Annotated in this window: 14 protein-coding genes and 3 pseudogenes; 4 read left to right on the top strand and 13 right to left on the bottom strand. The window is 41.0% G+C overall.

The genetic code is table 11. From position 1 onward, the window contains the following. Positions 1-121: 121 nt before the first annotated feature. The 5 genes and pseudogenes from PUQ00_RS14725 to PUQ00_RS14705 all read right to left on the bottom strand — a co-directional run. Positions 122-274, bottom strand: a pseudogene (locus tag PUQ00_RS14725) (Uma2 family endonuclease); the annotation flags it as partial. Positions 275-410: 136 nt separating this feature from the next. After that, positions 411-901 (bottom strand): annotated as a pseudogene (locus PUQ00_RS14720) (Uma2 family endonuclease); the annotation flags it as partial. Between the two features lie 366 nt (positions 902-1,267). Next, positions 1,268-2,149: a ribosome biogenesis GTPase YlqF gene (gene ylqF / locus PUQ00_RS14715; RefSeq protein ID WP_300417695.1), complete on the bottom strand. Its 882-nt coding sequence runs from the start codon at positions 2,147-2,149 to the stop codon at positions 1,268-1,270. Positions 2,150-2,406: 257 nt separating this feature from the next. Beyond that, the gene (locus PUQ00_RS14710) at positions 2,407-2,817 is read right to left on the bottom strand and encodes a VOC family protein (protein WP_300417693.1); all 411 of its coding nucleotides are present in this window, start codon (positions 2,815-2,817) and stop codon (positions 2,407-2,409) included. An 86-nt stretch (positions 2,818-2,903) separates the two neighbouring features. Then, positions 2,904-4,292, bottom strand: coding sequence for a DUF2079 domain-containing protein (locus tag PUQ00_RS14705; protein ID WP_300417690.1), 1,389 nt, complete (start codon positions 4,290-4,292; stop codon positions 2,904-2,906). Positions 4,293-4,369: 77 nt separating this feature from the next. On the opposite strand from PUQ00_RS14705, the gene PUQ00_RS14700 reads away from it, so the two are divergent. After that, on the top strand, positions 4,370-5,950 hold the full coding sequence (locus PUQ00_RS14700; RefSeq protein ID WP_300417687.1) for a glycosyltransferase family 39 protein: 1,581 nt from the start codon (positions 4,370-4,372) through the stop codon (positions 5,948-5,950). Between the two features lie 63 nt (positions 5,951-6,013). Here PUQ00_RS14700 and PUQ00_RS14695 read toward each other — a convergent pair whose 3' ends face one another. The 3 genes from PUQ00_RS14695 to PUQ00_RS14685 all read right to left on the bottom strand — a co-directional run bounded on the left by PUQ00_RS14695 (position 6,014) and on the right by PUQ00_RS14685 (position 9,139). Continuing rightward, positions 6,014-7,246, bottom strand: coding sequence for a DMT family transporter (locus PUQ00_RS14695; RefSeq protein WP_335029575.1), 1,233 nt, complete (start codon positions 7,244-7,246; stop codon positions 6,014-6,016). Between the two features lie 169 nt (positions 7,247-7,415). Continuing rightward, complete coding sequence (locus PUQ00_RS14690; RefSeq protein WP_300417681.1) at positions 7,416-7,943, bottom strand: DMT family transporter; 528 nt, start codon at positions 7,941-7,943, stop codon at positions 7,416-7,418. A gap of 137 nt (positions 7,944-8,080) precedes the next feature. Further along, entirely contained in the window at positions 8,081-9,139 is a 1,059-nt protein-coding gene (locus PUQ00_RS14685) for a DMT family transporter (protein ID WP_300417678.1), read from the bottom strand. Positions 9,140-9,394: 255 nt separating this feature from the next. On the opposite strand from PUQ00_RS14685, the gene PUQ00_RS14680 reads away from it, so the two are divergent. Continuing rightward, on the top strand, positions 9,395-9,754 hold the full coding sequence (locus PUQ00_RS14680) for a hypothetical protein (RefSeq protein ID WP_300417675.1): 360 nt from the start codon (positions 9,395-9,397) through the stop codon (positions 9,752-9,754). A 379-nt stretch (positions 9,755-10,133) separates the two neighbouring features. Here PUQ00_RS14680 and PUQ00_RS14675 read toward each other — a convergent pair. Beyond that, positions 10,134-10,262: pseudogene (locus PUQ00_RS14675) on the bottom strand (zinc ribbon domain-containing protein); the annotation flags it as partial. 74 nt (positions 10,263-10,336) lie between these two features. Further along, positions 10,337-11,644 (bottom strand): mannosyltransferase family protein, encoded by a 1,308-nt coding sequence (locus PUQ00_RS14670; RefSeq protein WP_300417672.1) that lies wholly within the window; start codon positions 11,642-11,644, stop codon positions 10,337-10,339. Positions 11,645-12,683: 1,039 nt separating this feature from the next. Here PUQ00_RS14670 and dxr point away from each other — a divergent pair. Both dxr and PUQ00_RS14660 read left to right on the top strand, forming a co-directional pair. After that, positions 12,684-13,880: a 1-deoxy-D-xylulose-5-phosphate reductoisomerase gene (gene dxr, locus PUQ00_RS14665; RefSeq protein WP_300417670.1), complete on the top strand. Its 1,197-nt coding sequence runs from the start codon at positions 12,684-12,686 to the stop codon at positions 13,878-13,880. A gap of 444 nt (positions 13,881-14,324) precedes the next feature. Continuing rightward, positions 14,325-14,522, top strand: a complete 198-nt coding sequence (locus PUQ00_RS14660) for a hypothetical protein (protein ID WP_300417668.1) — start codon at positions 14,325-14,327, stop codon at positions 14,520-14,522. 197 nt (positions 14,523-14,719) lie between these two features. Here the strand turns inward: PUQ00_RS14660 and PUQ00_RS14655 are convergent, their stop codons facing one another. The 3 genes from PUQ00_RS14655 to PUQ00_RS14645 form a co-directional block, all read right to left on the bottom strand. Further along, positions 14,720-15,217, bottom strand: coding sequence for a thioesterase family protein (locus tag PUQ00_RS14655; RefSeq protein WP_300417665.1), 498 nt, complete (start codon positions 15,215-15,217; stop codon positions 14,720-14,722). Positions 15,218-15,413: 196 nt separating this feature from the next. After that, positions 15,414-15,542, bottom strand: coding sequence for a hypothetical protein (locus tag PUQ00_RS14650; protein ID WP_300417662.1), 129 nt, complete (start codon positions 15,540-15,542; stop codon positions 15,414-15,416). A 227-nt stretch (positions 15,543-15,769) separates the two neighbouring features. Next, on the bottom strand, positions 15,770-16,114 hold the full coding sequence (locus PUQ00_RS14645; protein ID WP_300417660.1) for a DUF1815 family protein: 345 nt from the start codon (positions 16,112-16,114) through the stop codon (positions 15,770-15,772). Between the last annotated feature and the right edge of the window lie 44 nt (positions 16,115-16,158).

Genomic DNA, 16,158 nt, shown 5'->3' with positions numbered 1-16,158 from the left:
AGCTATAGGTGCAGGCAACTCTAAGTTAAGTTATACCCTACAGGTTAACCTTCACCTTGTCTTTATGACACTCTTAACTGCATTCCGACAACTATATGTGATGGATATTACATTAACTCCACTATCCGGGGTATCCACCAGCTTGAAAAATCTGTTCGGCGGTTAAATTCAATTCTATGAAAGTAGGTGATAGGATGCGTAGTTTACCGCCGTAGGCATCGCTACCTCTAAATTGAGTAACTTCGTATTCACCATCGATTAATTGATAAATAGACTTATCCACAAATAAACCTCAAAATAGCTGAAACCCTTACATAGCTGGCTTTTTAGCTTATATAAAACAGGAACCTCTAAAACCCTCTCCAGAGCTAGGTTTCAGCCAAATAAAGTTCTCATTTCCGGATAAGTCTAATAGATATAGTAGGCTGTTTGGGGTTGCCAGTGAACTTTTTAGCGCCTAGTCCGAGATAATCTATAACCCAATATTCAGGAATTCCAATACCCTCATACTTACCTTGTTTTGTGTAGTAATCATCATCCCAGTTGGTACTAACTACTTCCACTACTAAGGGGATTGCTCTGCAAGGCTTAGAGTTGATTCTTTTTTCCATAGCGGCTCATTCACTAAATTAGGGCGATTGAGTAATAGGACATCTGGGGAGTAAGCAGATTCCGACTTAGTTGGTTTTACCAGCGCAGTTTTGGGGATTGTATAAGGTAAATTTAATCGGTCAAATTCTACTGTTAGTTTTCTTGCTATAAAACCAACAACGTCTTCATGCTCTCCCGTTGGTTGTGCCATTTCAACAATCACGCCTTCATGTAATTCATATTTTCCACCTTCGGGTCGCCACGCTGCAAAATATTCAAAGGTTACTAGTTTGGGTATGGCTTGAGTCATAAATTGTCTACCTGGGATTGCTCTTTTCAATCTAAAATCGTTCGACTGAGCGTACCTCTATGGCTTGAGTCATAAATTGTCTACCTGGGATTGCTCTTTTCAATCTAAAATCGTTCGACTGAGCGTACCTCTATGGCTTGAGTCATAAATTGTCTACCTGGGATTGCTCTTTTCAATCTAAAATCGTTCGACTGAGCGTACCTCTATGGCTTGAGTCATAAATTGTCTACCTGGGATTGCTCTTTTCAATCTAAAATCGTTCGACTGAGCGTACCCCTACGGGGAAGCAAGCTACGCGGAGCGTCTCGTAGAGAAGTCAAAGTCCAAAATCCAAAATCCAAAATCCTTGCATTGTGTCACCCTAACTTAATTAGGCGGTAATTCCAAACTAAGTTCACCCAACAACCCTTTGCGAAAATCTGTTAAAAGTTGCCTTGCAGCTCGCTCTATATCACCTTTGTAACGATGCTCCGCTAAGGCGTGCAAATAGATATCTCCGGTATCGGATATAGAATCGAGTTGGTAGCGGGACTGTAATGGTTTTTTCGGTAATAAATCTGTGGCTACAGCTTCCAAGTAGTTTAGTAAATCCACTAGGGCAGCTGCTACTAGCTGATTATCGTAAGATGCTTCGCCGATATCATCACAAATGGCTAATTTCAATGCTGCGTCTTGGTCTTCCAACCTTACAGGGATGACACCAGGAGCATCTAGCAATTCTAAATGTTCAGAAATTCGCACCCAGCGTAGTTGACGAGTTACCCCAGGACGGGCTGCACTTTCCACTACTCGCCGTCCCAACAGGCGGTTAATCAAAGCTGATTTACCGACATTGGGAAAACCAATCACCACAGCCCGGACAGGACGGGGTAACATCCCACGATCGCTTCTTCTTTGATTGAGTTCTACCCCGGCGGCTTGCGCTGCCCGCGCCACTTCTGCTATACCTTTACCATGTTGAGCGTTGGTAAAATAAGGGACTTCTCCCTGACGTTTAAACCAATCTATCCACAGCGATCGCATTTGCGGCGTAATCATATCTACTCGGTTAAGTATCAACACCCGTGTCTTACCCTCTACCCACTCCCCGATTTGGGGATGGTAAGTCGCTAAGGGAATCCGGGCATCTCGTACCTCAAACACCACATCTACGCGCTTCAGCTGTTCTTTGAGCTTCCTTTCAGCTTTCGCAATGTGACCTGGATACCATTGAATCAGGTTTAATCTATAATTTTGAGTTATGGCCATAGTCAATTACCAAATAAATTATTATCGAACAGAATTCAGGAGTCAGGAGTCAGAATTCAGAATGAATTCTGTACGAGTGGCGCATGAATAAACGGGTTTAAAACCCCCACTAAATCTACATATTTAGTGGTCTTCAAGACGCTCGATGACTCGCTTTGCGTGACGCTATCAGTGGTGGGTCTGAATCCCCCATTGATTGATTGATTGATTGATTCTGACTCCTGAATTCTGACTTCTGAATTCTTCTTCAACACTTATCAATTATCATTCACTATGGCTTGATGTAAAATCAGGCGGTTGCCATCAGGGTCATAGGCATAAATTTCTCTGCCGTGGTCAGCAATGGAAATGTTTCCTGGCGGGGGATAGCCCAAAGCAGTTAGGTGAGCGATCGCATCTTCTAAGTTACTCACCTCTAAACACAAACTTATCTTACTTTTGGTGTAGACACAAAGTGGCTTGTCGTTAGATATCGCTTCAAATTCAGATTCGTTTGTGTTCTTTGGTTTAAAAATACCTAATCGCATACTAACCAAATTAAACTCAGCATAGACATTTGGAATTAAAATAACTGGCTTTTGCTCCAGCAATTTAGTATAGAAATTTACTAATTTATCGTAATTAACCGATGCTATGGTGACAAATGCGTTAGTGTACTGGAAAACCATATTTACCTATCGCCCTTTGAACTGCGTTATCGCAGAACTTGATAAGTTGTCAGAAGAATGCCAAAAAATCATCTCAAAACAGCTGATCAGGCAACTTTGACAAATAAATATACATCATCACGTTGATATTTCAACTGAAATTCTTGATTATTTTTCAGTTGATTGACCAAGCTAGCAGCAAACTCCTGATTACTTACCCAGCCAGGATGACGGAGATTCAGCAATACATAATTAAAAGTATTTAAATCAGCAGGTGGGGAATCGGCATTTGTAAACATAACTAATCTTCGATTGCTTAAATGCGGAGACATTTCTGCTGTGGTGTAAACACTTCCTTTAGTTTGAATCTGAGCGATCGCTTGTTTTGTAGCTTGCCAAGTATCTATAGATTCTAAATATTTACCTCCAAAATAGGTAAATTTTGCCAGACTCAAAAACATCACCAATGACCACAGGATAATCGCTCGTCTATTTTGTAGCCATCCCCTACCTGCGGCGAGACTAGAAATTACAGCCAACAACAGGAATGGTAGCGCTGGAATAGAGTATTGATGTACCAAGTCTTTTTGAGGTTGGTAATCAGCTAGAATGTTGACTGCCAAACAAGGAATAGCTCCTACCAAAGGTTTTATTGCTTGTGGAGAAAACCCCCAAATCACAGGTGCTAGCAGCAGAAGCAAATATTCCAGGTTATTCAGTGAAAAAACCTTTTCCAAGATCAGTGTTGGCTGAAACACTATATTTTTAGCAATGTCTAGAATTGAATTACCTAAATAGCTGTAACGTACCATTGCTACTGCTTCTGCACTGTTGAAAAAAGGAATAATTACCTGAGTAGCAATCAGAAACCAGGCCACACCAGCACCAAGAGCGATCGCACCATATAAACGCCGCTTTTCAAACAAAAGTAACCAAACTCCCATTCCAACAACGGTGAGGGACAATACCTCCTTACATCCCAAAACAAGGAAAATACTTAAACAAAACCAACCTACCTGATCTAACCGTGCTGCTAAAACCGCCGTCAATAGTAGCGGTAAAGCTATCATTTCCGGATGAAAATCGAATAAATTGGCGTTAAACACCAACGGATACAAGAGATACACAAATGCGATCGCTATTGCTTGGTTTTCCTTCAGTCCAGCTTGACGGGCTAGATGCCAAGTCGGCAAAGCGCCTAATGCCACAGCTGCTTGCACAGCAAATAACCAGTAAACACTGGGATATATTTTATACAATAAAGCTAAAGGATAGAATATCCAAGCAGCATGATCGCCGAGAATATGAAAACCGATGAAAGAACTAATAGGCGGTTGCCCTTGACTAATTAAATAAACCGCCTGGTCAAAAATTCCTAAGTCAAAAGCGTTTGATTGAAACAACTCGTGTCGTAAACTGCTGCACCCAAACAAAATTAAAGTACTCACGCCAATTATCCAACCAAGATAACCAAGCTGATTCAGTTTTTTCCTCATCCTATCAAAAAAGTATCCATCGTGAGTATTTTAGAGACATAATTAGCAATATTATTCACTACCATAATCAGCCCTAAATGTACCGCCCAAATATTATAAAACTATTCACAAAAAGAACCGTCATATTCCGAGAAAAAGAATGGTTATTTAGCCTACTGGTAATATCTCTAGTTCTATGGCTGATATTTTTGGGAAACTCCCCTTTACGAGATTGGGATGAAGGAACTGTGGCACAGGTTGCCCGTGAAATTTGGCGTGCCCCACTTGGTTCAATGCATTGGCTTTATCCCACCTTGGGAGGTGAACCTTATCATAATAAGCCACCCTTGATGCACTTGCTAATAGCTTGGACTTACTCCATCGGAGGCGTGAATGAGTGGACAACACGTTTACCAGGTGCAGTGTTAACTGCCTTGGGAGTGCCTTTGCTTTACTTGGTAGGATGTTTGCTTTTTAACCAAAGTTTACCAGCTTTGTTTGCCGCTTTAGTTTACCTGACGATGTTGCCTGTGGTGCGTCACGGACGGCTAGCAATGCTAGATGGTACAACTATTACCTTTTTCTTGCTGTTGTTGTTTTGTTTATTAAAAGCACGTCAAAATCGTCGCTATGCTCTAGGCGTGGGATTTTGTCTAGGGTTAATCACTCTAACTAAAGGGATGATAGTTTTGCCGCTAGGAGCGATCGCTTGTTTATTCCTAATTGCAGATCAGCAGTTTGCTTTGTTAACAAGCCCCTATTTATTAGTGGGAATGTTTTTCGGAAATGCACCTGCGATCGCTTGGTTTGCTGCTCAATGGCAACATTATAGTAGTAATTTCCTCCAAGTGAATTTTCAAGCACAAACCTTTAATCGCCTTGCACAAGTTGTTGAAGGTCATAGTGGCCCTCCCTGGTACTATTTAATTGAGTTAATTAAGTATAGTTTTCCTTGGCTATTATTTTTACCTGGAGGTTTTTATCTAGCTTGGAAAAAACGTCATACTACCTGGGGTCGCCTAATTCTTATTGGCACAATTATTTACTTAGGAACTATCTCTTTAATGAGAACTAAACTGCCGTGGTATGTTATGCCTGTATATCCATTTTTAGCTTTGGCAATTGGTGCTAAACTTAGCGAAATTTGGCAGTACGGTCATTTTAGGGTGCGAAGTTGGACAATATTTCTGGCTATTATTGCTATTGCTGGTTTAGGAGGTTGTGTTTACTTTATTTTTGCAAATAAAGAGCCTATTTTAATAGTCATGAGCATTGTTTTGGCAATAAGTATGGCCACCGCAGCATGGCTAATTAAACAACGCGATCGCAATTTTATTCCAGTGTTATTTTCTGGGATGTACTTAGTTTTAGCACTGTTGATGAGTTCACAATCATGGATTTGGGAATTAAAGGAAGCTTTTCCCGTTAAACCAGTAGCGGACTTAATTCGAGCAAATGTTTCACCAGGAACACAAATTTATACTTCTTTTGCTTATGGGCGTCCTAGTTTAGACTTTTACAGCGATTGCAAGGTAACTGCCGCAACTGTGCCAGTTTTACAACAAATGTTATCTAATAAATCTTATTTGCTGTTAGACAATGTGGCTTTACAGCAAATAAATTTAACTGGTAGTAAAATTATCGGAACAGCTAAAGGATTTACACTGATTTCACCATAGTTAAGAGGATGTTTGAATCACAAAGTATGCCGAATTATTTCTTGATTTTGAATTTTAAAGGTGCTATGATTCTTCGTTCGTGACTTGAAGAGTAGATTGACTAGATTGGGCTAGATAGATACCCACTAAAACTACAGCAAAAGTCAGCCAGTCAAACAAACCTACTTCTTCTGAAAAAATGAACCAAGCAAAAATGGAGGACAGGACTGGATTTAGAAGAAGGGTAACGGCGACAACGCCTGACGAGAGTCTGCTGAGGCTATAAGCTATAAGTCCCTGACCCAACACTTGGCAGAAGAGAGCTTGAAAAATGATGAAAAACCACCCCATCCAAGAATAGGGAAACAATCTCTCTTCAATGAATGGGAGGATGGGCAATAGAAATAGTGTAGTCACTCCACAGCGCCAGAGCATTATGGTTACGGTAGTAAATCGGGTTTGGAGTCGTTCTATCAGCAGCAGATACGTGGCGATAAAAATCGCACTGAGAAATGCTAGCGCATCACCAAGTATTTCGTCAGTCGCAAATTGGATCTTATGAAATTCAAAGGCGATCGCTCCTAAAAGCGCCATAACCAGACCAATAATAAATCTGTTATCGAAGCGCCGACCAAATAACAGATACCCAGCCGCAGCAACGAATAAGGGATTCAAATTAGACAGTAAAGCCACGTTAGCAACGCTAGTTTGACTCAGCGACCAAGCCCACAACAACAGGGAGATCGTTGAAGCAGTTCCCATTGCCAACAATAGCCACACGTCTTGTTTTGTAAAAGGCTTCTGTTCTATAGGTTGATAATTAGATTGTTGGCGGCGCAAAACCTCAAGTCCATTCCACAGCCCAAAGACGGCTGCGGCGATCCAACTGCGGTGAAATCCTATGGCATTTGCACCAATTTCTTGTTCGCACAATTTTGCCAGAGATGGTGCCAAAGATAGAGGAATTAGGGCAAAAAATAATGAGATAGTTCCCAGGAAAGCTGGTGTTTCGGAGAATTGTTGCTTTAGTGATGACAGTTTGGTCGTCATACTTTTAACGAAAGTGTTAACTATACTTTTAACTGATTCCTGGAACGGGTAATTAACAACAGCTTGGCTAGATACGGCTAAGTATAAACTAATTAAAATTAGAGCGAAATCTACCCAATTTGAGCCAGTTAATTTTTCCGAAAATATTACCAGAGCGAAAATGCCGCTAAATACTGGCTCTAACAAATGCACTAAGAAGACAATTACAGAGGAAAATGTGGCAAGGCTATAGGTCAAAAGCCCATGACCTAAAACTTGGCAGATCATGGCTAGGGAAATGACCCAAAGCCACCCACTGACTGTAGAGGAAAAACCTGATCTTGAGTGAACAAAAGTATGGAGAAGATGACTAGAGCCGCGATCGCACAGATCCACAACTGGATTGTAGCCGGAGAAAATTTGGTTCGTAATTTTTCTATGATCAGTAGGTATGCACTCAAGAAAATTGCCGAAACGATCGCAGCCAAGCCTCCTTGAACTTCGTCTGTGGTGATTTGCAGCCCCTCAAATTCAATGGCGATCGCCCCCCAAGTGCGATCCTCATCCCAATCAGGAATTGGTTCTCAAAACCCTGACGAAATAATAGCCACACTCCTAAGCTAGTAGATATGGGGGAAAGATTATGTAAGACACTAGAGATCGCGACGCTAGTTTGAGTCAGCGACCAAGCCAAAAAGACTAAAGTAGCAGCCCAAAAAATACCGCCACCAAGCAATAGCCACAAATCCTGACTGTTGTAGGGCTGCTGTTCTACAGGTTTCTCTAAGGAAAGTCGTTGACATATCGCCTTGTATCCATGCCAGAGCAAAAAGACCACACTACCAAGCCAAAGGCGATTAAATACAGTGGCGTTGGGGCTGAGTTCAGTTTCGCTCAATCTCACGAAAATAGAGCCAAAAGATATAGCACCTACACCTATAAATAATGAACCAAGGGCTATCTTCGTTTGATTGGATACATTCATTAGAAAATTAAAATTCAACTTCTTACCAATAAGGGACTTCCAAAGAATAAATTACTCAACAAAAATCAAGAGTTCAAGCTTAAAAAATAATGATAATCTGAGATGGTCGTCTAATCGCATTGAAAAATTGAGTACTTTTAAATCCCCTTAAATCCCATACCAATTTCTACCTCTTGTTCTGCTTGAGTAGAACCCACCACAGAAAACGCGACTTTGCCAGAAGTCTGTTGCATTTTGCCAAGTTGACTCAAGAATAGGCCAACTAAAATAACACTGCCGCCGATATATTGAGGTAAGGTGGGAGCTTCACCCAAAATTAAATAAGCTGCGACAATACCCACAATGGGAGTAAACGAGCCAACCAAGGAAGCCGTAGATACAGTGGAAGTTCTCAAGCCTTTAATCCAGAATGACTGACCTACCACCACAATTAACCCACCATAAAGGAACATCCACTGCCACAGAAACGGTGAGAGTACATCAGCAAAATGGTCACTACCATAAAGCGTTAAAGCAAAAAAGAAAAAGATTACGGTTCCCAGAGCAGTACGAAAGATACTGTAAATCCCTAAAGGGATCTCTGAGAGGTATTTTTTGCCAATAATTGTGGAAACAGCTACAGCCACAGATCCTACTGCTACCAGAAGTTCCCCTAAGCCCACTTGTAAACCTCTCATATTCATCATGGCTTCGCCTGGAGGCTGAAGGAGAATAGTTAGGGTAACGCCAACAAAAGCGACAACTGCCCCTATAAACTCCCAAAGACTTACTCGTTCTTTTAACAACCAAACTGATAAAGCTAGAGTTAAAGGCAGTTCCAAACGTCCTACTAAAATCACATTATTGACCCCTGTAAGTGCCAGTGCTTGGAAAATTAAGCCGGGGGCTAGCGCTCCTGATAAGATAGCTACTGCTGTTAGACTAACCCAATCCTTTCTTGATAGTTGTTTCAAAGTAGCTTTGTTCCACTGTCGTCCATAGATTACTATCAAAAGCATCAAGGCACAAAGGTTTCCCACAAATAAAACATTACACAAAGAAATCGGATTACGACCACCGATAAAGTGTTGGGCACCAATTTCTGTGAGCTTGCGAGTCACTGCACTAGAGGCTCCGAAAATGAGGATTGCTAGCCAGAGATATGTTTGTCCAGAAATTCTGTGAATTGGGCGATGTCGCCTTTTAGGTCTAGTCACAATAACAGCATTACAATAAAGGTATTGCTCATTATTCTAAGTTGCTCTTATTCAGTTAAAAATGAGGTTTAGCTGAGAGAAGGCTGAAATTCTCGTGCGACTTTGATATATCGTTATTTGCTGAGAAAATGCTGAGAATTAACTAAATTTTATTAAAGAATAAATTCATGAAAATTATGGCTTAGTTTCAATAAGTTCTCAGTACCATCTGGGATATTTTGGGTGTTCGGGATACTAAAATATTAGGAGCCACAGATGAAATTCGCACCCTTAATCGCAACTGTTGCCTTTACTGGTTTTTTAACGGTTTGGGAAGCACCATTGAAAGTAATCAATCCTACATTAGTTCAGGCATCAGCTCAGGAATTGTCTGTAAATCAGAAAATAGCATTACTCACTAAAAATAAGGGTCAAATTGGTAGTGGCGATCAGCTGCGTCGTTTCTTTTTTGGGGATTTGGAGCCAATTGGTATCCAGCCAGGTGGAGCAGGTCATGTAGTTAACCTTTATAACAAAGCCAACAATGTCACATTCTCTTACTGTTCAACCTATGATGTAATTGTCGCCATTAAGAAAGGTAAGGTGGCTAAGTTTGAACCCAGTGAAGTGAAGTGACTTAGTAATCATGAAAATGTTCAAGTTGGGCGCTGAAAATTTGAGAACTGGTATCTCAATACAATTGCTGTATCGCCTAATTACTTGAATAAAAAGACCTCTAAGAGCTTTTACTATTTGAGCCACTCCCCCGATTTTAAATCGGGGGATTCAGGCATCAGACAGGGATTGCGGTCTTAGACTGTCTTACATCCCCTACGCCTATGGTTGAACCCCCAACCATTTTAATATTTGCACTATAGGATTAATATTTGATTTCTGAAAAATCTCGGTACAACTCGAAAAGCCTAATTCCTTATTCCCTATTCCCTACTCCCCACTCCCCACTCCCCACTCCCCGCCTACGTAGATAATTTCAAAAATTAAATACGATTCCTATAGCATTCTTATCCCGGTCATTTTCTGACTGACACCAAGGACAACCCCATCGTCTGACTGATAAATCTAAAGATTTTAAAATATGACCACAGGAAGAACAGGTTTTGCTTGAGGGATACCAAGGGTCAATTGCGCTTGTGACTATAAAGTTTAAACTTCAAGGTTTTCATGTGTTTAAGGCAGGCAGAGATTTATCGAACTCACCTAACCAACCCAATGCTCTTGGGCAAAGCCTACAGCTATTTTGGCTAGTAATATCACAAAAGCGCCCAATATTAAATATCCCTGACGAGGATGGCGAGATAGCAGTAAACCAATGGCTATATTCAAAGGCACAATACCGTAGGCGAGACGGCTCAAGGAGATGGTACCTCCAGAGGCTAGCAGCAAACCAATACCACAAAAGCCATAAATAACTGTAACTGGGGACAATTGCGTGTGTAAGCGCCACAACACATAGCCACCACCTAAAACCATGAACAAGTTGAGCAAGTTATTGATCCACTGTTCGCTGGCCTGAATCAACAAAAATAAGATTAAAAGATAAAAGCCATAGACTAATTTCATAGAACTAAAACGTTGACGGAAACGCCATAAAAAAGAGCCACTGGCAACGATCGCACTAACTAACAAGAGATACCAGGGGTCTTGAATCCCGCCAGAGGAGTTTTGAACCCAACCATGTTGCCAATTTTTTCTGCCAACTGCAATTTGCATCAGCATATTTAACCAACCCTGCCAATCAAATCCTAGAGTTGGTCGCCATCCCCGTTGTGCTTCGATAAAAGCTAAAGGGTCGCCAAAATAAATCGCACAATACAAGCTGAATAGAAGTATGCCAATAGCGGTAGTAAAACCAGCTATGTAGGCAATGGGTGGTCGGCGTTCTTTCCAGGCTGCGATCGCCAATGCCGGAATTAGTGCCATACCTGTAGGACGTGTTGCTGTCGCCATCGCGCCCCAAAGGGCAGTCCAGCCATACTGCTTTTGATCGAAAGCCCGCAAAGTCGCCGTACTCAAAAACAAATACAGCCCCTCTGTGTAAATCACTCCCGTAAACATGGACGATGGATACCAGGAAACTACAGCAGTGGCCCAATGTGCTGCATTGATGCCATAATGCTCTTTGATCCAAAAGTACAAACAGTAAAGCGCGGCAAAAAATGCCAAGTTGTTGACTAACGTACCTGCTAATTCAAACGGTAAGCCCAACTTCATCAAAACCCAGATACTTAAGGGAAACAGGGGAAAGAAGGCCAGATTATGTTGCTTGCCGTCATTCACAAATTCATATCCAGAAGTAGCGATCGCTCGATAATGGATACTATCCCAGGCATCAAAAACGCCCCAGCCAAAAGGGGGCAAAAAATCTTCTGCTGGTAACGGTAGTTTTGGCGCAACCAGCAACATGGCAGTCCAGATGAATATTCGGCTGGCAAGCCATATTCCTGCTGGAAATAGGAAATCATTTTTCCATAAAACTTTTTTTATAACTATCTGAACTTTGACCATAAGGTTGAGTACTTCAACAAACTCCTTTATGCATCCTTTCACTTATGGTTACAACACAGCAATTTATGAGTAATATTTTGCATCTTAAATCCTCCACCAACATAATTAACAAACTGGACAAATCGGGAACTACTTGAAATTATTTCCTATTTAGTTACTTTTGCCAATTTTTTCGGAATTTTTCTGTAAAAAGATAGTATTTATAAATACAGGTTTTGTCTAGTTATATTAAAACAGAGCAGCTTTAGGGCGTATTTTTAAAGTCGATGAAATAGTTTAGGACTTACGGACTACACACAATAATATATGTTTATAGAGCACTCAGTAGGCAGTACACTTGTTACTCCTCAACTATAGAAAGGGTTTTTAGCTCTTTTTGTATGTATTTAATAAGCTGATCATGAGTATATTTAAATTGATTAATTCTTCCACTATAAATAAGATTTAATCTTGTAACTTCTATTTGCTCTAGATGTACAAAATCCTCACCATCTAGAAATTCAATATTTAACTCATCTATAAATAAATCTACTACTATTTTATTGGAGTATAGAAATAGCTTTTTCTTATCTTGATTGCTAAATTTTTATTTTTGTAAAAATAGTTCTATAGCATTAAAGTAATGTATTGGATTAAAGTAGGGTTCATGTTTGTACATTTTATTCAAGAGACTCATCATATCTTGTTGTTTATTTATCATGGTAAATATTCATCCACTTTTTGATATTTATCTGTTATAAAACCTTGAAATTAACCTGACAATTCAGGTCATGTGGAAAAGCCCACGAAAAACCTAACCCCCTTCACGCGTCGGGAAGGGGGAAAATTCAAAGTCTCTTTCCTTCTAGGAGAGAGATAAAGAACAGAGGTTTTCGAGATACCGTGAAAAGTCAGGTAACGGATTGGGGCTGGCACACTACTTTCCTTCTCCCCTCCCCGCGTCTCTTTTTTGCGTCAGTGTATCGATTATAGTGATTGCTGTTATTAAAGAGTCCCAAGCAATTTATAGTGGGAGTTGTCTGTAAATCCTTAAGCAATTGTGAAAGCGATTACTCTCGTTGGTTCTACTGGTTCTATTGGTACTCAGACTTTAGATATTGTCACTCAGTACCCAGATCAGTTTCGGATTGTGGGATTGGCAGCTGGGCGCAATGTCGAAATGTTCGCTGCTCAAATTCGGCAGTTTCGACCGCAAATAGCAGCAATTTGTTCAGAAGAGAAATTACCAGCGCTCAAAGAAGCAATTAAAGACCTTGATCCCCAACCGATTCTACTAGCAGGTGATGCCGGAGTGATAGAAGTTGCTCGCTACGGCGATGCCCAAACTGTTGTCACAGGTATCGTTGGTTGTGCAGGCTTGCTACCCACAATCGCAGCTATTGAAGCTGGTAAAGATATTGCCTTAGCGAACAAAGAAACCCTGATTGCTGGGGCCCCTGTGGTTCTACCTCTAGTCGAAAAACATGGTGTAAAATTACTCCCAGCCGATTCTGAACATTCTGCAATATTTCAATGCCTCCAAGGTGTGCCAAAGGGAGGGGTACGGAAAATTTTGCTCACGGCATCTGGTGGGGCTTTCCGGGACTGGGATGTAGAAAAGTTAGCAGATGTCACCGTTGCTGATGCCCTCAAGCATCCTAATTGGTCGATGGGGCGTAAAATCACAGTAGACTCTGCTACTTTGATGAATAAAGGACTGGAAGTAATTGAGGCTCACTTCCTGTTTGGGTTGGATTATGACAATATCGAAATTGTTATTCATCCCCAGAGCATTATTCACTCGCTGATTGAATTGCAAGACACTTCAGTTTTAGCCCAACTCGGTTGGCCGGATATGCGCTTACCCTTGCTGTATGCCCTATCTTGGCCCGATCGCATCTACACCAACTGGGAACGACTAGATTTAGTCAAAGCTGGAAATTTAACCTTCCGTGAACCAGATCACCAGAAGTATCCTTGTATGCAGTTGGCTTATGCTGTGGGTAAAGCTGGTGGTTCGATGCCAGCTGTGTTGAATGCCGCCAATGAGCAAGCTGTGGCTTTATTTTTATCAGAAAAAATTCGGTTTTTAGATATTCCCCGGTGTATCGAATTGGTGTGCGATCGCCATCAAAATGATCATCGTCCTAATCCCTCTTTAGATGACATTTTGGCAGCAGATAAATGGGCAAGACAAGAAGTTTTAACAGCGACTGAAAAGTTAGAAACTCACTCGCGGATAATTTCTCTGCGATAAAAACCTTCAGTTCAGATTGGACTGAGGATTAGAAATTGATGCCTAGTCCCCAATCTCTAATCCCCAGCCTCTAATCCAATTAATTTGGAAATCATTTCTCCTGATAGCAAAGACGTACTCGCCCAACTACAATTAAACTCTATTGAAGATAGTCAGTGGCTTCCGGATCAGCCATCAATTTTGTCTATATCTATAATTTATCTACCAATAAAAATTAAAAACCTTTACAAAAGTTTTGCAAAAAAAGGGGCAGATCAGATAAATAATTATCTGATTTTTAGTTAGAATATCCCCAGGCTAATTATCACAAAAAGCCCCATTCTAACGGATATTAAAAATTGGGTTTAGCATCTTTTATACCAGTGATTGTTAGCAAAACAAAAACTTACCCTTTCTGAATAAACTCACTCTCAGACAAGGGCAATTATTAAGGAATTAATATATATGATTGCTACGCTGATTGTAGCTTGGATAGTGTTCATAATATTGTGGAAGTTGCTGAAAGCAACCTTGAGTAGTGCATTGACTATTGCGGCAATCCTTGTTTTATTAAATATTGGTTTTGGCATTACTCCACAAGAGATTTGGCATTACGTAACGCAGTTTGCTCAAAATCTGTCGCAGATCCAAAGTAGCAAGTAAAAATCTATACTTTATCTGCAAAAGCCTACGAAAAACCTAACCCCCTAACCCTCTTAGAGCGGCGGCAAGGGGGAAAATTCAAAGTCTCTGACCCCACCCCACATGCAACAAGAGTGGCTCCTCTTTTTAGGAGAGAGATAAAGAAGAGAGGTTTTCCAGATACTGTGAAAAGTCAGCAAAGTTTCTGTGGTGTTTACTTATTTATTGAATGCTGAAATCTTGGTTAATGCATCCTTAACACTCGCTGGTAACTGACGCATAATCTTGCCTCTTTCGCGATCTAAAGCGACTAAAGTCACCTTGGCAGTGACGTATAATTGTTGTCCATCAGTTGAGACAATGAGATAATCCCAATTGATTCGGACGCCAGTCACCTCAGCCATGCGGCTTTTTACCACCACTGCCATACCCAATTGAATTGAACGGTGATAGCGCACCGACAGTTCTACAACTGGTAAATCGCAGCCTATCGCGACTAAATCAGCAAATTCAATCCCTATAGATCGCAAACATTCAATCCGTGCTTCTTCCATCCAGGCTATATACGAACCGTGCCAGACATTACCGGCATAGTCAGTGTGGTGGGGTTGCACTCTGACAGGATATTCAAACCAATTCCCAAATTCATTACTTGATGGATTGTCAAGGGCGCTGGTTGGTGGTAGTTTTGGTTGGCTGGGTTTTTCTTCTGACATCTTCAATTTTCTCAGCACCTATAAATTTTCCAAATCATTCAATAGGAGGCACGAAAACGTAGCGCTGAATATTTTAGCGATATGTCTAAGTACGGTGGGGCACACCGGGATTAAGCATTTGAGGAGAGAACCACCTCTAGAAAAAATCTGGCAACAGCTTTAGCTACTCCAGAATCACTGTACCCCAAATGGATGATTATATAATTGTGCTTAGGTGTTGATCGTTCCCCACCTCTGTCAGAGGATACCTTTTTCTTTTCTTGTCGCTGATGTATAAATTGGAAGATTTGGTAATGGCGATCGCTGCTGCAAAAATTCTAGACATAATTAACGAAAACTGCCAACCTCTAACTTTGGTGTATTTTAACACCAAAAGCTCAAGGCTCAAAATCCGGCTGGTGAGGTTTTGGCAGATACAAAAAAATATGTGATGGGCTAGGCACGAGCCAATCACTTAATGGTAATGGAGAATAGGTAAGAGCGATCGCTAACTAAGCCACCATTACCAATTACCGATAATCAATTTTTAATTTCCCATCGACCTTTGGAACCTTAATACTTCTTGGCAAGAGTTTTAGAGCCTGTATCAGTTTGCATAGATTGCTTGACAAGATTAGCTAATTCGTCTAGTTGGCTAATTGCCTCCGCACCTTCTAGCTTCATTAATTCCCGGTCATCCCGCATTTCCGTCCAAGTAATCCCGTAATCAGACACTAAAAACCGAATCAGGTGGTTATCACCCAAGCTAACCATAAACGATGCACTATTCATTTGGTCGCCACAGGTATAGCAGGATGCAAGATACCCGCGCCGCTCTAGTACAATTGCCAAGGCTTGCAGGTTCATTACCAAGTCTTGAACGAATTGTCGATGTTCATGTGCTAGTCTCAGAAACACTTTTGTCCTCCAGACACCACAGTTGAGTCTCTTTTATATTTTCT

The sequence above is a fragment of the Nostoc sp. S13 genome (assembly GCF_029379315.1).
In the GTDB taxonomy this organism is placed as follows: Bacteria; Cyanobacteriota; Cyanobacteriia; order Cyanobacteriales; family Nostocaceae; genus Nostoc.
Note: the sequence above shows the minus strand (reverse complement) of the source record. Positions and strands in the feature narration are given on the sequence as shown.